The 15,526-nt window shown below is 73.3% G+C and carries 17 protein-coding genes and 1 pseudogene; 8 read left to right on the forward strand and 10 right to left on the reverse strand.

Annotated elements, in window-relative coordinates; genetic code table 11:
* Positions 1-19: 19 nt before the first annotated feature.
* The 9 genes and pseudogenes from QQK22_RS18565 to QQK22_RS04300 form a co-directional block, all read right to left on the reverse strand.
* Complete coding sequence (locus QQK22_RS18565; RefSeq protein ID WP_348525497.1) at positions 20-430, reverse strand: oxidoreductase; 411 nt, start codon at positions 428-430, stop codon at positions 20-22.
* Complete coding sequence (locus QQK22_RS04265) at positions 427-1,854, reverse strand: MFS transporter (protein WP_284249637.1); 1,428 nt, start codon at positions 1,852-1,854, stop codon at positions 427-429. The genes QQK22_RS18565 and QQK22_RS04265 overlap by 4 nt, the downstream gene beginning before the upstream one ends.
* Entirely contained in the window at positions 1,851-2,585 is a 735-nt protein-coding gene (locus QQK22_RS04270; RefSeq protein WP_284249639.1) for a polysaccharide deacetylase family protein, read from the reverse strand. Before QQK22_RS04270 ends, QQK22_RS04265 begins: the two co-directional genes overlap by 4 nt.
* Positions 2,586-2,778: 193 nt before the next feature.
* Positions 2,779-3,765, reverse strand: coding sequence for a polysaccharide deacetylase family protein (locus tag QQK22_RS04275; protein ID WP_284249641.1), 987 nt, complete (start codon positions 3,763-3,765; stop codon positions 2,779-2,781).
* Entirely contained in the window at positions 3,762-4,445 is a 684-nt protein-coding gene (locus tag QQK22_RS04280) for a cysteine hydrolase family protein (RefSeq protein WP_284249643.1), read from the reverse strand. Before QQK22_RS04280 ends, QQK22_RS04275 begins: the two co-directional genes overlap by 4 nt.
* Positions 4,442-5,350: an amidohydrolase family protein gene (locus QQK22_RS04285; RefSeq protein WP_284249645.1), complete on the reverse strand. Its 909-nt coding sequence runs from the start codon at positions 5,348-5,350 to the stop codon at positions 4,442-4,444. The genes QQK22_RS04280 and QQK22_RS04285 overlap by 4 nt, the downstream gene beginning before the upstream one ends.
* Positions 5,347-5,721: an AMP-binding enzyme gene (locus tag QQK22_RS04290; RefSeq protein ID WP_284252529.1), complete on the reverse strand. Its 375-nt coding sequence runs from the start codon at positions 5,719-5,721 to the stop codon at positions 5,347-5,349. The genes QQK22_RS04285 and QQK22_RS04290 overlap by 4 nt, the downstream gene beginning before the upstream one ends.
* A gap of 114 nt (positions 5,722-5,835) precedes the next feature.
* Positions 5,836-6,803, reverse strand: a pseudogene (locus QQK22_RS04295) (AMP-binding protein); the annotation flags it as partial.
* Positions 6,800-7,546 carry a FadR/GntR family transcriptional regulator gene (locus tag QQK22_RS04300; protein ID WP_284249648.1) on the reverse strand — a complete coding sequence of 249 codons (747 nt, stop codon included), beginning with the start codon at positions 7,544-7,546 and terminating at the stop codon, positions 6,800-6,802. The pseudogene QQK22_RS04295 and the gene QQK22_RS04300, both read right to left, overlap by 4 nt.
* Positions 7,547-7,732: 186 nt before the next feature.
* Between QQK22_RS04300 and QQK22_RS04305 the strand changes: the two genes are divergently transcribed.
* The 8 genes from QQK22_RS04305 to QQK22_RS04340 are packed head-to-tail and all read left to right on the forward strand — an operon-like array spanning position 7,733 to position 14,523.
* Positions 7,733-8,368: an ABC transporter permease gene (locus QQK22_RS04305; RefSeq protein ID WP_284249650.1), complete on the forward strand. Its 636-nt coding sequence runs from the start codon at positions 7,733-7,735 to the stop codon at positions 8,366-8,368.
* Entirely contained in the window at positions 8,266-8,652 is a 387-nt protein-coding gene (locus QQK22_RS04310) for an ABC transporter permease subunit (RefSeq protein ID WP_284249652.1), read from the forward strand. Before QQK22_RS04305 ends, QQK22_RS04310 begins: the two co-directional genes overlap by 103 nt.
* On the forward strand, positions 8,649-9,554 hold the full coding sequence (locus QQK22_RS04315) for an ABC transporter permease (RefSeq protein WP_284249654.1): 906 nt from the start codon (positions 8,649-8,651) through the stop codon (positions 9,552-9,554). The genes QQK22_RS04310 and QQK22_RS04315 overlap by 4 nt, the downstream gene beginning before the upstream one ends.
* Positions 9,555-9,573: 19 nt before the next feature.
* On the forward strand, positions 9,574-11,115 hold the full coding sequence (locus QQK22_RS04320) for an ABC transporter substrate-binding protein (protein WP_284249656.1): 1,542 nt from the start codon (positions 9,574-9,576) through the stop codon (positions 11,113-11,115).
* A 45-nt stretch (positions 11,116-11,160) separates the two neighbouring features.
* Positions 11,161-11,331: a hypothetical protein gene (locus tag QQK22_RS04325; RefSeq protein ID WP_284249657.1), complete on the forward strand. Its 171-nt coding sequence runs from the start codon at positions 11,161-11,163 to the stop codon at positions 11,329-11,331.
* Complete coding sequence (locus QQK22_RS04330; RefSeq protein WP_284252531.1) at positions 11,277-11,786, forward strand: cysteine hydrolase family protein; 510 nt, start codon at positions 11,277-11,279, stop codon at positions 11,784-11,786. The genes QQK22_RS04325 and QQK22_RS04330 overlap by 55 nt, the downstream gene beginning before the upstream one ends.
* Complete coding sequence (locus QQK22_RS04335) at positions 11,783-13,516, forward strand: dipeptide ABC transporter ATP-binding protein (protein WP_348525499.1); 1,734 nt, start codon at positions 11,783-11,785, stop codon at positions 13,514-13,516. Before QQK22_RS04330 ends, QQK22_RS04335 begins: the two co-directional genes overlap by 4 nt.
* Positions 13,513-14,523, forward strand: a complete 1,011-nt coding sequence (locus QQK22_RS04340) for a VgrG-related protein (RefSeq protein ID WP_284249659.1) — start codon at positions 13,513-13,515, stop codon at positions 14,521-14,523. The genes QQK22_RS04335 and QQK22_RS04340 overlap by 4 nt, the downstream gene beginning before the upstream one ends.
* On the opposite strand, the gene QQK22_RS04345 is transcribed toward QQK22_RS04340, so the two are convergent.
* The gene (locus QQK22_RS04345) at positions 14,502-15,521 is read right to left on the reverse strand and encodes an ester cyclase (RefSeq protein ID WP_284249661.1); all 1,020 of its coding nucleotides are present in this window, start codon (positions 15,519-15,521) and stop codon (positions 14,502-14,504) included. The two genes, QQK22_RS04340 and QQK22_RS04345, sit on opposite strands and share 22 nt — an antisense overlap.
* Between the last annotated feature and the right edge of the window lie 5 nt (positions 15,522-15,526).

Below are 15,526 nucleotides of genomic sequence, written 5' to 3' on the forward strand. Positions count from 1 at the left end.
CGCCCGAACGGCCGGTCGGTCACGCCGCGGGGCTCCCACCCGCCGTCGTCGTCCGGTATCGGGCCACGGCCCCCGTGGCGTCGGGCAGCTCGCGGTACTTGCTCGCCTTGCGTCCGGCGTGCGCGAGCTGGACGCAGATCGCGGCGCCGCCGTCGTGCACCGCGGCCACCACGCGCCGCCAGGCGGGGACCTGCGCGTCGTCCCACAGCCCCGCGTCCTGGAGCGTGAGGCGACCCCGCGGTGCGACGGCGGTCGCCTCGGTGAGCACGAGCCCCGCGCCGCCCATGGCGAACGAGCCGTAGTGCACCAGGTGCCAGTCGGTCACGACGCCGTCGCCGGCCTCGCAGGAGTAGGTGCACATGGGGGAGACCCACGCGCGGTTGCGCGCGGTCGTCCCGCGCAGCGTCAGCGGGTCGAACAGGTCGGTCACGACAGCCTCCGGCGTCGGGTGGTGGTGAGGGTGGTCAGGGCGAGGACGAGGAGCAGCGCACCGACCCCGCCGACGAGGGTGCCGAGGCCGCGCGCACCGGCCGCCCCGGCGGGGTCCGCGTCGGCGGGTGCCAGGACGAGCGTCACGGCGACGGCGGAGAGTGCGGCCCCGACATACTGCGCGGTGCGGTACATCCCGGTCGCCGCTCCCGCCCGGTCGGCTGTCACCGCTCCCTGCAGCACCAGCTGGTTGCCGACGTTGTTGAAGCCGTTGGGCGCCCCGAGCAGCACGGCGCCGACGATCACGACGGCGAGCGGCGCTCCGTCGGTGAACCCGACGGCCAGCACGGCGCCCCCGGCCGCGAGCAGCGCCGAGCCGACGACGAGGAGCCGCCACGGGTCCGTTCGCGAGCCCCAGCGCGAGGCGATCACCGTGGCGACGGCGCCCGCCACGAAAACGGGCACCATCAGCGCGCCCGAGCCGAGGGTCGTGAGACCACCGCTGCGCTCGGCCCACTGCGGGAGCCCGTAGAAGACGGTGTAGAAGGCGAGGTAGGTGACGACGGCGCGGGCCAGGGTTCCCGAGAGTCGGCGGTTGCGGGCGAGCTCGCGCACGTCGAGGAACGGCGTCGGGTGCCGCCTCTCCCACAGGACCAGGCCGACCGCGGCGACGGTGGCCCCGACCGCCCACGGCAGCCAGGGGCCCCGCGACTCCAGGAGCGTCAGGGCGACCATGACGGCGGTCAGGGTCGCCACGAACGCGGCGATCCCCCCGAGGTCGACACGTCGCCGCCCGCCCGCGGCGCCCGACGTCGCCCGCGCGCGGACGGGCCGCTCACCGGGGACCAGCGTGAGCACCAGGGCGCATGAGAGCGCCGCCACGGGCAGGTTGACCCAGAAGATGCCGCGCCAGCCCACCGCCGTGGTGAGGGCCGCACCCACGAGGGGGCCGAGCGCCGCCGTCGTCTGACCGCACAGGGCCACCACCCCGATGAGCGGTGCCGCCGGCCGCCCCGCGGCCGCGGTGACGGACCTGATGACCGCCATCGCGGCGGGGTAGTGCACCGCGGCACCGAGGCCAAGGAGCACGCGGCTCATGATCAGTCCGGGCGCGGAGTCGACGAGTCCGCCCATGACGGAGGCACCGACCACGACCCCGAGCCCGAGCAGGAAGACCCGGCGCGGACCCCAGTAGTCCGCGAGCGCACCGCACAGGGGCGCGCCGACGGCGGCCGCCACGTACAGGGACGAGACGGTCCAGGCGAGCTCGCCCGCACCGAGCGAGAGGTCGTCGCCGATCGTGACGAGCGCGACCGCGATCATCGAGGAGTTCAGTCCCAGCAGGATCGTGCCGCTGCCGAGGGCCCACGCCAGCGCGTGCCCCGGCGCCCTCGGCGCCGCGCGGCCCGCCGTCGCACCGCTCACCGCGAATCGACCACGTCGCCCGGCAGCGCGAGGTGGACATCCTCGTGCTCGAGCAGGCGCGCCAGGAAGCGTTCGGCGACGTCGGCGAAGCAGGCCTGCCCGAGCGCCCAGCCGAACCAGCTCAGCCCGAGGAAGCGGGTGCCGACGCGATCGGCGTCGGCCAGCAGCGCCGTGACCGTCCGGTCCAGCACCTCGGCGTAGTCGTGCGCGGTCATCGCGCGGGTGTACAGCGCGAAGACGTCCTCGGTCTCGAGGCCGAACGGGAGCGCCGTGAGCGGGGTGGGGCTGCCGGGCAGGTCGACCGGCACGGGCCGCTCGTCGACCGGCCACTCGCCGAACCACCGCAGGCCCTGCGCCGCGAGGACGTGCGGCGTCATCGGCGTCGTGGCCCGCTCCGGCGAGAACCAGCCGCTGATCGAGCGCGACGTCGCCGTCCCGACCGCGGCGAGCGCGTCAGCCACGTACGCGTGCTCCTCCTTTGCGGTCATGGCGGGGTGTAGCACGAGGTTCGCGGCACGGCCGCGCGCCACGACCTCGCCCGCGCGCGCCCCGACCTCCTCGGCCAGCCCGGGCATCGCGGTCGCGCCGTGCCCGTCGAGCGCGACGGCGACCGGCACCCCCAGCCGCTCGGCGACCTCCAGGAGGCGGAAGACGCCCGTGGTGAGTCCGAAGTCCCACTGCGACAGGCGTGCGACCTGGCCGTGCCGCGGTTCACCGGTCTCCCGCCCCACGCCGCCGGCCATCGCTGTCGGTCGGTGCGCCCCGGGGGCGGGGTGTCGACGTAGGCCGGTGCGTGCAGCAGCACGGACACCACGAGGCGGGTGCGAAGCGGCGGCGCCCAGGGCGGCCGAGCGCCGTCGTGCTCCCGGACGAGACCGGGGGCGTAGACACGGGTGTCGGGCGCCTCACGCAGGACGGGGCCGGTCACGACGCGCTCCGGGCGGGCGCGAGGCGCGCGCGGTGGCGGTCCGCGAGCTCCTGGGCGTGCGCCAGCTGGTCGTCGTAGCTGTGGGCGAGGTAGTGCTCGGCGATCTCCTGCGCCGTCGCGAGCCAGATCCGGTCGTCGGAGCGCAGGATCTCGAAGATCTCCTCGAGATGGCCCACGAGGTGCGGCTGACCCATGAGGAACGGGTGGGTGGCCACGCACGCGACGCGTCCTTGGCCGTCGCGCTCGGCGTCGGCCAGCTGCCGGTTGACCTGGGCGCGGACGAGCTCGACGAGCACGTGGCCGGGGTGGCTGCGAGCGTGCAGCATCGGGACGTCGTTGAGCATGTAGCTGTAGGGCATCGAGACCAGGCGACCGCCGCCGCGGGTGCGCAGGGGCCGGGGCTGCTCGTCGTGGATCCAGTCGGCGTGGTAGATCATCCCGTGCTCGGCCATGAGGTCGGTGGTCAGGTCGGTGCCGGAGATCTTCGGCCCCAGCATCCCGGCCAGGTTCCGCCCGAGGTACCGGCGCGTGAGCGCGAGGCTCTGCTCGAGGAACGCGCGTTCGGCGGCTTCGTCGAAGCCGTAGAGCGGGCGAAGGTTGGAGATGCCGTGGCTCATCACCTCCCAACCGGCCGCGAGGATCGCCTCCCGGATCTCGGGCGCCTCCTCGAGCAGCATCAGGCTGAGGGAGACGGTCGAGGGGATCTCGTAGCGGCGGGCGAGCTCCAGCACGCGCCAGAAGCCGACCCGGTTGCCGAAGTCACGGTGCATGTAGTGCTGCACGTCCGGTGCGGCCACACGACCCTGGGGGCTGACGCCGCCCGGGGGCACGAAGTCGTAGTGCTCGACGTTGGGGGCGTGCCACACGGCGAGCGTGCGACCCTCGGGCCAGCGCACCGGGGGGCGGCCGGGCAGGGGCGCGTAGACGAGCCGGTCGTCCGTGCGCAGCGGTGCCGCGGCGCGATCCGCGGGGGCGTGCGTCACGCCGTCGCCCCGGCGCGGTGCCCGGGAGCGCCGGCGGCGAACCGGTCCAGCGTCTCGGTCAGCGTGACCACGTCGCCGAACCGGTCCTGCACGTCCCACAGCGAGGCCTGCTCCGACAGCGGGCGGAAGTCGTCGCAGCACTCCTCCACGAGGCTCACGCGCAGGCTGCGGTAGGCGGCGTCGACCGCCGTCGCCCGGACGCACCCGCTGGTGCTCGTGCCCGCGAGGACGATCTCGTCCACCTCGAGCTCGGCCAGCAGGCCCTCCAGCCGCGTGCGGAAGAAGCCCGAGGCGACGGTCTTCTCGACCACGTGGTCACCGGGCTGCGCCCCGACAGCCGGGTCGATCGCCGTGCGCGGGTCGCCGCGCAGGCAGCCCTCGGTGAGCGAGGAGCGCACGCGCTGGGCGAGCATGCGGTCGCCGAGATCGTCCAGCACCATCACGAGGTGGATCACCGGGATCCCGACCGCGCGGGCGGCGTCGAGGAGCTGCGCGGTGCTCGCGAGGCTCCGGGCGGTGCCCGGGCCGATCTCCGCGTGCCGGGTGAAGGCCACCTGGAAGTCCACGACGACGACGGCGGGGTTGCGCCCCGGCCCCACCCGGGTGCGGACGGCGCGGGCGGTGCGCACCCGCGCCATCTCGGCGTTCCAGTCGATCTCGGCGGTCACGGTGGCGCTCACCTCTCGTCGGGTGCGGGTGCGGGTGCGGGTGCGGGTGCGGGGGAGACGACGGCCTCGGGCAGCCGGTAGACCCGTCTGGCGTTGCCGGAGCGGACCTGAGCCAGCGACTCCGGGCGCAGACCAAGCTCCCCGAGCTCGCGCAGGCTGCGGCGCGGGTCGAGGGTGGGGTAGTCCGTGCCCCACATGACCTTGTCGCGCCCGAACGTGTTCATGAAGTGGACGAGGGCCGGGTCGAGGTAGGCCGGGGCGTACGCGTCCAGGCCGATGTAGACGTTCGGGTGCTTGTAGGCGACCGCCACCATCTCCTGCGTCCAGGGCCAGCCGGTGTGGATGCCGACGAGGACGAGCTCGGGGAAGTGGCAGGCGACGGTGTCGAGCGTGATCGGGCGCCCCACCGAGCGCAGCGGCTTGTCGGCCGTGTACCGCAGGCAGTGCCCCACCTGGAGCTGGATCGGGATGTCGAGCTCGGCGCACGTGGCGTAGATCGGGTACCACAGGGCGTCGTCGGGAGCGAGGTCGAACCAGTGCGGGTACAGGTGCACCCCGACGAAACCCTCCGCGACCGCGTCCCGGATCTCGGCGATCGCCTCCATCGGTCGCGTCGGGTCGATGCCGACGATGCCGCGGAAGCGGTCGGGGTGGCGCGCGACGGCGTCGGCCACGATGCGCCGGTCGGGCCGGTAGCTCGTCACCTCGCCACGAGGGCCCGCCTTCGGGGAGAACAGGATCGAGACGTCCACCCCGGCCTCGTCCATCACCGCGACGTAGTCCGACAGGTCGGACCCGTGGACGGCGTCGCCGCTCGCCCGGAAGGCGCGCGAGAAGAAATCCTTCGCCCACGCGGGTCGCAGCGCGACGGTCTCGGGGGTCTGCAGGCCGACGCAGATGTCGACGGCGTCGGTCATCGTTCGAGCTCCTTCACGAGTGTGGCGACGGCGCGGCGGTCGATCTTGCCGATCCTGGTCAGGGGGAGGGCGGTGACCACGTGGAGGCCCTTGGGGCGCTTGGGCGGTGAGAGCAGACCGCGCAGGTGCTCGTCGAGCAGGGCGTTCGCGGGTGCGGGGTCGACCTCGGGCACGATCGTGGCGACGACGCGCTGGCCCCACTCCGCGTCGGGTACCCCCACCACGCACGCGGCCCTGATCGCCGGGTGCGACTCGAGCGCCGCCTCGACCTCCTCGGGCTCGACGTTCACGCCACCGGAGATGATGACGTCGTCGGCGCGGCCGTGCAGGTGCAGGCGGCCCTCCTCGTCCAGCCGGCCGAGGTCGCCCATGGTGATCGCGGCGCCCGGGCCGCTGGCCCGGGCGTCGTCGGTGTCGCCCTCGGACCCGGTGGCGATCGCAGCGCCGGACACGACGACGCGACCCACGCCTCGGGCGTCGGGATCGCGGACCTCGACGCGGACGCCGAACGCCGGTCGGCCCACGCACCCGGCGGGGAGGTCGCGCTCGTGCGGGTGCCGCACCGTGATCGGCCCCGTCTCCACCGAGGCGTAGTAGTCGAAGAAGCGCGGCGTGAGACGCTCGCGCACCTCGTCAGCCAGTGACGCGTCGATGGCGGATCCTCCCGTGAGCAGCCGCAGCGAGGGGGCAGCGGCGTCCTCGCGACGGCCAGCAGCCGTCGCAGCATCGTCGGGACGCAGAAGCTCGCCGTGGCGGTGGTGGCGGCCTCGAGCCAGCGCTCGGGGTCGAACCGGGCCATGAGGCGCACCGTGCCGCCGCAGTACAGGTAGCCGAGCCCGAGGGAACGGGCGCTGCCGTGGTAGAGCGGGGTCGCGGCCAGGAACGTCCCGCCGGCGGGGATGCCGAACTCCACCAGCTGCGTGACGATCCGGGCGACCGTCGCGGCGTGTGTGATGCGCGATCCCTTGATGCGACCGCTGGTGCCCCCGCTCGGGGAGATGAGGTGAGTGTCCCCGGGGCGGGCGCGCGTGGTGAGCTCGATGTCGGGCCCGGTCGGTGCCGCGGATTCGATCAGCGTGCGGAGGTCGAGCACCCGAAGTCCGGCCTCGGCGGCACCGGCGCGGGCGACGTCGTCGGTCAGGACCGCGGTGATCGCGAACGCCTCGCTCGCCGCCGCGACCTCCCTCGCGCGCCACCCCGTGTCGAGCACCACGCCGGTCCGCCCCGCCGCGGGGAGGGCGAGCAGAGCGACGAGGTGCCACACCGTGTTGCCGGCCTGCAGGCCGACCCGATCGGGGAGCTCGAGCGCGTCGATCGCGCCGACGAGTGCGGCGACGCGCTCGCGCAGCTGCGCGTAGGTGACCTCCTCGGCGTCGTCGCGCACGGCGATCGCGCGGGGGCGGACCCGGGCGTGGAGCTCGAGGCACTCGACGAGGAGCACGGGGGCGATCACGACTGCTCCGGGCGGCGGATGTCGCGCAGCTCCTGGAGGTGCTTCAGCATCGCCCTCGCGGCGCCGTCCTCGTCGCCCCGCTCGATGTGCTCCATGATCTGGTCGTGCTCGTGGTCGATCGAGGCCCAGCTGTGGGCGCTGCCGCGCTCGCGCCAGCTCAGTGAGAGGGCGGCCCAGATCGGCGGTGCGATCAGCGCGATGACGCGGTTGCCCGCGATGTCGAAGATCGCCTGGTGGAAGTCCTCGCTGCGGGTGGTGCGGTCGGGCGTCGTGCGTGCCGCCTCGACGTCGGCAGCCAGCGCCCGCAGGCGCGCGACGCCCTCGGGCGTGCGACGGCGCGTCGCGGCCCGGACGGCCGGGATCTCCAGCAGTACACGCGCCTCGTACAGCTCGTCGTGGCTGATCTCGTTGGAGCCGTTGAGCAGCCGCAGGCTGGTCTGGAGGCGCTGCTGCACCGCGAGCACGTCTGGCGTGGTGACGAACGTGCCCCCGGTGGCGCCGCGCGTGGTGATGACGAGGTTGTCGGCGCTCAGCATCCGCAGCGCCTCGCGCACCGTGGTGCGGCTGACGCCGAAGGTGGCGCACAGCTTGTCCTCCGTGGGCAGCCGACTGCCCGCGGGAAGTCGGCCCTCGAGGATCAGCGCGCGCAGCTGCGAGGCGATCTGCTGGTACGCGGGTTCGATCCGGCGCAGGGCGAGCGTGTCGGCGACGACGGCGTCGGGCGTCAGGTCGGGTGTGTTCATCGGGTGCTCCATGACGGTGGCGTCGACTCGTGCGAATCGAGCGCATATGTCCGACATTAGCACGCAGTTGCCAACGAGGCCCGTAGTTGCAACGTTTACTCGGCGATATCGGGCCGTAACGCCGTCGCAACACATCGCTGCCAGCATCATCAGACCAATCAGTTCTTCGTTCGACGTTTGGTCACCATGCCTCGTTACATCGCCTCACGAGCCGCACGAGCGGTCGCGACCCTGGTCGCTGTCCTCGTCGCCGCCTTCGTCCTCGCCCGGCTGTCCGGCGACCCGGTCCGCCTGCTGCTGCCCCCCGAGGCGACCCCGGAGCAGGTCGAGGCCGCACGCGCCTCGCTCGGACTGGACCGTCCCGTGCTCCAGCAGCTGCTGGACTTCCTCCTGGGAGCCGCGCGCGGCGACTTCGGCACCTCTGTGCGTCAGGGGACGTCGGCGCTCGGGGTGGTCCTCGAGCGGCTGCCGTTCACCCTCGAGCTCGCCCTGGTCTCCTTCGTCCTCGGTCTCGTGATCGCCGTCGGTCTCGCCGTGTGGGGCGAGCTCTCCGGCAGCCCCGCCGTTCGCGGCGCCATGCTGTGGATCGCGACGGCGCGCCAGGCCGTGCCGCCGTACCTCTTCGGCATCCTGCTCATCCTGGTGTTCGCCGTCTGGTGGGGGTGCTGCCCGCGATCGGCCGCTCGTCCTACGCCAGCTACGTCCTGCCCGTCCTCACGGTGGCCACCTTCGAGGTCGCCCTCTACCTCCGGCTCATCAACGGATCCTTCGCCCGCAGCCGCCACGAGGACTACGTGCGCACGGCGCTCGCCAAGGGCGTGAGCCGGCGCCGGGTGGTGCTCGCGCACCAGCTGCCGAACGCGCTGCTGCCCCTCGTGACCGTGGCCGGGGTGAATCTCGGGGTGCTCCTCGGCGGCCTCGTCGTCCTGGAGACGGTCTTCAACTGGCCGGGGCTGGGTCGCCTGATCGTGCTGGGTGTCGAGCAGCGCGACTATCCCGTGGTCCAGGCGGGCGTCGCCGTCATCGCCCTGATGTTCGTCCTGGTCAACTTCCTCGTCGACATGCTCTACGCCGTCATCGACCCGAGAGTGAGGGTCGCCCGATGACCACACCTCCCACGACCTCCGCGCCCGTCGAGAGCGTCGAGGCCGGAGCCGTCCCGGTCGAACCCGCCGCCGTGCCGCCGCCGGGCGCGCGACGAGGTCGTCCTCGCCCGACGGCGACGGGCATCGTCGCCCTGGTCTTCGTCGCCACGACCGTCGTGCTCGGTCTCGTCGTCCCGCTGCTGCCGGGCGTTGACGTGACGCACCAGGACCTCGGAGCGGCGTTCGCCGCCCCGTTCGGCGACATCACGCACCTCCTCGGTACCGACCAGCTCGGGCGCGACCTGCTCAGCCGGGTCGCCTTCGCCACGCGGGTCTCCCTCGGGGTGGCGCTGGGATCGGTGGTCGTCAGCGCACTCCTGGGCCTCGTGGTCGGCCTCCTGGCCGGATACCGCGGTGGTCGCCTGGACGGCTTCCTCATGGCCGTCGGCGACGTCACCCTGGCCATCCCCACGATGCTCCTGCTCATCGTGGTCGCGGCGACGGTCGGCACCACGCCCCTCCTCCTGACCGTGCTCCTCGGCCTCATGAACTGGGTGGTCTTCGCGCGCCTCGTGCGATCGATGGCGCTGTCGCTGCGCGAGCGCGAGTTCGTCGCCGCCGCCACGGCCGCGGGCGCCACCCCCACCTGGGTCGTGCGCAAGCACCTCCTGCGCGCGGTCGTCCCGGAGCTCCTCGTGACAGCCGGGTACCAGGTCGGCGTCATGATCACGATCGAGTCGTCCCTCAGCTACATCGGACTCGGGATCCAGCCACCGCTGCCCAGCCTCGGTCTGATGATCGCGGAGGGCCAGCCCTACCTCCAGACGCACCCCGGCCTCACCCTCGTCCCCGCTGCCGTCGTCTTCATGCTGATCGCCGGCGTGCAGTTCCTCTCCCAGCGGCCGCACCGCGCCCACCGCTGATCACCCAGAGAAGGTCATCATGACGCACCCCCGTACCCGCTCCCGCGCCGTCGTCCCTACCCTCCTGACCGCGCTCGCCCTCGCCCTGTCCGGCTGCGCCGGAGGCTTCGACTCGGCCGAGGGTTCCGACGCCGCCACGAGCGGCGGGTCGGACGCCCAGGAGGCGCAGCGCCTGCGCGTCGCTCTGAACGGCGAGCCCTCCACCCTGAACCCGATCTACGACATCTCCGTGCCCTCGCTGAGCGTCTTCCGCTCCGTGTTCTCCGGCCTCACCGCGATCGACGCCGAGGGCGCCGTCGAGCCCTCGTTGGCGACGTCGTGGGACGTCGACGAGACGGCGCAGACCTGGGTCTTCACGCTGGACCCCGACGCCCTGTTCCACGACGGCACCCCTGTGACCGCTGCCGACGTCGCCTTCACCTTCCAGCAGGGGATGACGGACCCCGAGGCGGCGACCGGCTCCTACGTCTCCCGCATCGAGGCTGTCGAGGCGACCGGTGAGCACGAGGTGACCTTCCGACTCAAGGCGCCTTACGCGCCCTTCGACCGCCAGGTCACCCTGGTCCCGGTGATCTCGCAGGCGGCCTACGAGGCCGACCCCGAGGGCTTCGCCGTCGCGCCGGTCGGATCGGGTCCGTACGAGGTCGAGAGCTGGTCGCGGGGGGACACGCTCATGGTCACCCGGTTCGCGGACTACTTCGGCGAACCGGCCGCCGCGGCCGAGGTCGAGTTCCGCTTCGTGCTCGACGAGACCACCCGGGCGAACTCGCTCCAGGCCGGTGATCTCGACGTGGCCCAGATCGGTGCCTCGAGCGTCGCCACGCTGCAGGGTTCAGGAGACCTGGAGGTCCTGGAGCAGGAGAGCAACCGCGTGCTCTACCTCGGGTTCAACACGACCGCGGGTCCGCTCGGCGACCCGGAGGTCCGGCGCGCGATCGACATGGCGGTCGACCGGGAGGCGATCAGCGAGACGCTGTACCAGGGCTACGCCGCCCCGAGCGGCCAGCTTGTCGCGCCCACCACCTTCGGGTACTCCGAGGCGATCGAGCCGACGGCCTACGACCCGGAGGCGGCCTCGGAGCTGCTGGCGCAGTCCGACTACGACGGCACCCCGGTCGTGCTGAGCTACCCCGCCATGGAGCTGCCGCAGATCACCCAGCTGGCCCAGGCCGTCGGCGGCTACCTCGAGGAGATCGGCCTGACCGTCCAGTTCGACCAGCAGGAGACCGCGAACTTCCGCACGGCGTGGCTCGGCAAGGAGTTCCCGGGGATCTACATCTGGCAGTTCGCGCCGTCCATCATGGACGCCGACCTCCCGCTGTCCCTCCTCGTGGGCCCGGGCACCACGAGGTACTTCGAGGACGAGACGGTCGACGCCCTCATGGCGGAGCAGATCGGCCTCACCGACCCCGACGAGCGCGCCGCGGTCCTCGGCGAGCTGCTGGGGCTCGTGCACGACGAGGTCTACTACTCCTCGCTTTTCACCGACGTCTACACCTACGGCGTCAGCGCGGGCTCACCCTGGACCCCGCGCGCGGACGGCCTGTTCAGCATCGACTGACCCGCGCAACCGCCACCGGGTCACCCACCACCGAGGAGACGACAGATGAGCATCCCCTGCGAGGGAACCGCGCTGCTCGTGATCGACATGCAGGGAGCCTTCCTCGACGTCGACGCGGCAGCAGCGCGAGGCGGCGGCGACGTCACCCCCTGCGCGCCGCGCTGCCCGGGTGCGAGCGACTTCTCGCCCGGGCCCGCGACGCAGGCGTCCCGGTGATCTTCACGCGCTACGTCTACAGCGAGGGGATGGTCGACTTCGGGCCGGTCCGCTCGGAGCGGGCGGGCCGCCGTCTCGCGGCGGGCGCGCTCTCGCCGCAGGACCCGGGCGTCGAGATCGTTCGTGAGCTGCTACCCAGGGCCGGCGAGATCGTGATCGACAAGGCGCGGCCGAGCGCCTTCTACGCGACGAGGCTCGAGCCGGTGCTCTCGGGGCTCGGGGTCCGCAACGTCGTGCTCTGCGGCGTGACGAGCAACATCTGCGTGGAGTCGACGGCGCGGGACGCGGGGCAGCGCGACTACGGGACCTACGTGGTGCGCGACGCCGTCGCCGAGTTCACCCGGGAGCGTCACGAGGCGGCGCTGGCCGCCGTCGACTGGTTCTTCGGCGAGACGTGCTCGGTGGCCGACGTCGAGCGCTCCTGGGGTCTCCCGGACGGCGAGGTGGCCGCGTGAGCGCCCCGCTGCTGCGCGTGAGCGGCCTGACCGTCGAGTTCACGACCGCGCAGGGGCCGATCCCGGGCGTGCAGGACGTCTCGTTCGAGATCGCGCCGGGGCAGACGCTGGCGCTCGTGGGCGAGTCGGGGTCGGGCAAGTCGACCACGGCCGCCTGCGTCAACCGCCTCCTCGCCGCCAACGGCACGATCACGGCCGGGTCGATCGAGCTGGAGGGGCGAGACCTCCTCGCCCTGGACGAGCGCGAGATGACGCGGGTGCGGGGCGCGGGGATCGGTCTCGTGCCCCAGGACCCGATGTCCAACCTCGATCCGCTGCAGCGGATCGGGACGCAGATCGCCGAGGCGCTGCGGGTCCACGGGGAGAAGCGCCGCACGGTGCTGCGCGATCGTGCGGTCGAGCTGCTCGCGATGGTCGGCATCCCCGAACCGGAGCGGCGTGCCCGGCAGTACCCGCACGAGCTGTCCGGCGGGATGCAGCAGCGGGTGCTGATCGCGATCGGTCTGGCATCGCGGCCACGACTGCTGATCGCCGACGAGCCCACGAGCGCCCTCGACGTCACGGTCCAGCGCACGATCCTCGACCGCCTCGGCGAGCTGACCACCGAGCTCGGCACCTCGGTGCTGCTGATCACGCACGACCTGGAGCTGGCCGCCGAGCGGTCGGAGCAGGTCGTGGTCATGCAGCGCGGCCGCGTGGTCGAGCAGGGGGCGTCGACCCGACTCCTGCGTGCGCCCCGCGAGCCGTACACCCGCGCCCTGGTCGCCGCGTCGCCCACCATGCGCAGCACCCCTCTCGTCGAGGGATCCGTCCCCGACACCGCCAGCACGCTGCTCGAGGTCCAGCACCTGCGCAAGACCTATCGCCGCGGTCGCGGCCGTGAGGACTTCGTGGCGGTGGAGGACTCCTCGTTCGCGCTGCACCAGGGCGAAACGGTCGCCATCGTGGGGGAGTCCGGCTCGGGGAAGTCGACGACGGCGAGGATGATGCTCGGGCTGGAGCGTCCCGACTCCGGTCGCATCCTCGTGCGCGGCCGAGACCTGACGACGATGCGACGGCACGAGCTGATGGACGTGCGCACCCGGGTGCAGCCCGTGTTCCAGAACCCCTACGGCTCTCTCGACCCGCACCTGAGCGTCATGGCGTGCATCACCGAGCCGCTCGACATCCATCGGGTCGGGAGCCCGCGGAGCCGGCGCGCGCTCGCGACGGAGCTCCTGGAGATGGTGGCGCTCCCGGCCGAGCTCGCGACGCGCCGACCGGCCGCGCTCTCGGGCGGGCAGCGGCAGCGCGTCGCCATCGCCCGGGCGCTCGCGCTGCAGCCGGAGCTCGTGGTGCTCGACGAGGCGGTGTCGGCGCTCGACGTCGTGGTGCAGAAGCAGATCCTCGAGCTCCTCGTGCGGCTCCAGCGCGAGCTCGGCCTGAGCTACCTCTTCATCAGTCACGACCTCGCCGCCGTCCGGCTCGTGGCCCACCAGGTCCTCGTGATGCAGCGCGGCCGCATCGTCGAGCGCGGGACACCGGCCGAGATCTTCGACGCCCCCGGGATCCCTACACGCGTGAGCTGCTGGCTGCGCTGCCCGCCGCCGAGGCGGCCGCGCCGGACGAGGCGGACCAGGCCCTCCACGTCTGAGCGAGGGCGGTCCGGCCCGCGCCGCGACGCACCGGAACCTTCCGCGCCCGCACCCCTGGCGCGGGCGGTGCGTCGCGGCGCAGGATCGGCGCCATGACGACCTTCAGCGGCGCCGACGTCCAGCTCCTGCGCGATCTGGCCGGGGCGATGAGCACCGGTGGTGACGAGATCGACGGCGTGCGCGCCCGGCTCGGCGCCGCCGTCCCGGCCCTCGCCTGGAGCGGACGCGACCAGCAGCGGTTCGCGCAGGACTGGGCCGGCACCTTCGACCCGGCCCTCGCCGGCGTGGTCGGCGCTCTGCGCGGCGCGTCGCAGACGGCTCAGGCCGAGGCGGAGGACCAGGACGTCGCCTCGAGCGCCGGGGGCGCCGGGGGAAGCGGCGGCGGGGGTGGCGCGGGTGGGGCCACGACCGGCGCGGCGGCGATCGGCGGCGACGTCGGCGCGTCGTCAGGCTCGTCGTCGGGCGCCACCACCGCGGCAGCGGGCACGACCGCCGCGTCACCGACCACGGACCGCTACGGCCACCCCACCGGCGACCTCTCCGCCCGCTACGAGTCGCGCGGCGACGTCGCCACCGTCTCGACGGGCAGGAACGACCCCGGCGGCATCTCCTACGGCACCCACCAGCTCGCCACCAACCGGGGCACGCCGGAGCAGTTCGTGGCGTGGTCGCGCGAGCACTATCCCGCCGCGCACGAGGAGCTGCAGGGCCTGACCCCGGGGACCCCGGCGTTCGCCGACGCGTGGCGCTCGGTCGCCGCCGCCGACGCCGAGGGCTTCGGCCACGCCCAGCACGATTTCATCGCGGAGCACCACTTCCGCCCCGGCGTCGACAAGATCGCCCAGCGCCTGCCCGGCTTCACGCTCGAGGGCCGTGACCCTGTGATCGCGGACGTCGTGTGGTCCTCCGCGGTGCAGCACGGCCCCACGGGTGCGGGTCGGATCTTCGCCGAGGGCACCGCCGGCCAGGACGTCGGCGCGATGAGCGACGCCGACCTCGTCCGGGCGGTCTACGCCGAGCGCATCCGCCGGTTCCCGAACCTGTCGCCGCGCTTCCGCGACGAGCAGGCCGACGCACTGGCTCAGCTCGGCGTCACGCCCTGACGCGCCCGCTGCGCCTCGATCTGCGCCAGGACTGCGATCTCGTCGAAGATGCGGTACTCGCGCCGCACCCGGCCGCCCTCCAGCTCGTACTGGGACACGCCCAGCACCTCCACGCGCTCGCCGCGCGGCGTGCCGTAGACGGGCAGTCCGGAGTAGGTGCCGCGCAGCTGCCACATCACCGAGGCGCGCAGGCCGCGGTCCGGGCTGCGGTGCACCGCGATGTCGCGCACGTTCACCTCCGCGTCGGGGAACGGCGCGAGCAGCTCCATCAGGTCGCCGCGCACGCCGTCGAGCCGCGTGACCGTGCGGTTGCGTGAGGTGTGCACGATGCAGTCGCGCGAGTAGAAGTCGGGGACGCGGTCGAAGCGGCGTTCGCGTACGACGTCGGACCACAGGGACGCGACGAACGTCGCCTCCTCGCGGTGGGTCGCGGGGCGCGGGCCGCTGTCGCCCTCGAGCACCGGGTCGGCGGGCGCCGGGCGTCCGAAGATGCCGCCCGCGCCGAGCGGCGACAGGTCGACCGGAGCCGCGATCGCGACGGCGGACGGGTCGTGGCCCAGGCCCTCGACGACGGCCCACTCGTCGCGCACGACCCACTCCTCGGTGACCATGGCGTCCTCGACCAGGCACACCGGGAGGTTGCGCGAGACGGCGGCCCGCCCGGTCGTGGGCCCGTAGGCCCACGGACCGTGCTGGGCCCCCGTGTGCAGCACCCGGTGGTGGGAGACGAAGCTGGAGGGTCCGCGCGACTCCCACACGACGTCCTCACCCACGCCGATGCGGTGCAGGAAGGCCGCCTTCTTCGCGAGCGAGCCGCGGATGACGCCCTCGACGCCGACACCGACGCCGGAGGCCGTGCGCACGGGGAGGTCCGCCGCGTACATCCCGGCGATGTCGCCGATCGCACCGTCGGCCCAGATGCGGTCCGTCCAGTCGAGGATGTACTCCTCGACGCTCGGGTAGGGGGCGTAGGACGCGGGCGACAGCGGATCGGACACGGTTC

This window comes from Litorihabitans aurantiacus, assembly GCF_030161595.1.
Lineage (GTDB): Bacteria > Actinomycetota > Actinomycetes > Actinomycetales > Beutenbergiaceae > Litorihabitans > Litorihabitans aurantiacus.

Coding starts and splice junctions, on each gene's coding strand:
- QQK22_RS04315 (WP_284249654.1), top strand. CDS start 8,649: ATGACCACACCTCCCACGACCTCCGCGCCCGTCGAGAGCGTCGAGGCC.
- QQK22_RS04340 (WP_284249659.1), top strand. CDS start 13,513: ATGACGACCTTCAGCGGCGCCGACGTCCAGCTCCTGCGCGATCTGGCC.
- QQK22_RS04325 (WP_284249657.1), top strand. CDS start 11,161: ATGAGCATCCCCTGCGAGGGAACCGCGCTGCTCGTGATCGACATGCAG.
- QQK22_RS04320 (WP_284249656.1), top strand. CDS start 9,574: ATGACGCACCCCCGTACCCGCTCCCGCGCCGTCGTCCCTACCCTCCTG.
- QQK22_RS04285 (WP_284249645.1), bottom strand. CDS start 5,350: ATGACCGACGCCGTCGACATCTGCGTCGGCCTGCAGACCCCCGAGACC.
- QQK22_RS04290 (WP_284252529.1), bottom strand. CDS start 5,721: ATGGGCGACCTCGGCCGGCTGGACGAGGAGGGCCGCCTGCACCTGCAC.
- QQK22_RS04300 (WP_284249648.1), bottom strand. CDS start 7,546: ATGAACACACCCGACCTGACGCCCGACGCCGTCGTCGCCGACACGCTC.
- QQK22_RS04305 (WP_284249650.1), top strand. CDS start 7,733: ATGCCTCGTTACATCGCCTCACGAGCCGCACGAGCGGTCGCGACCCTG.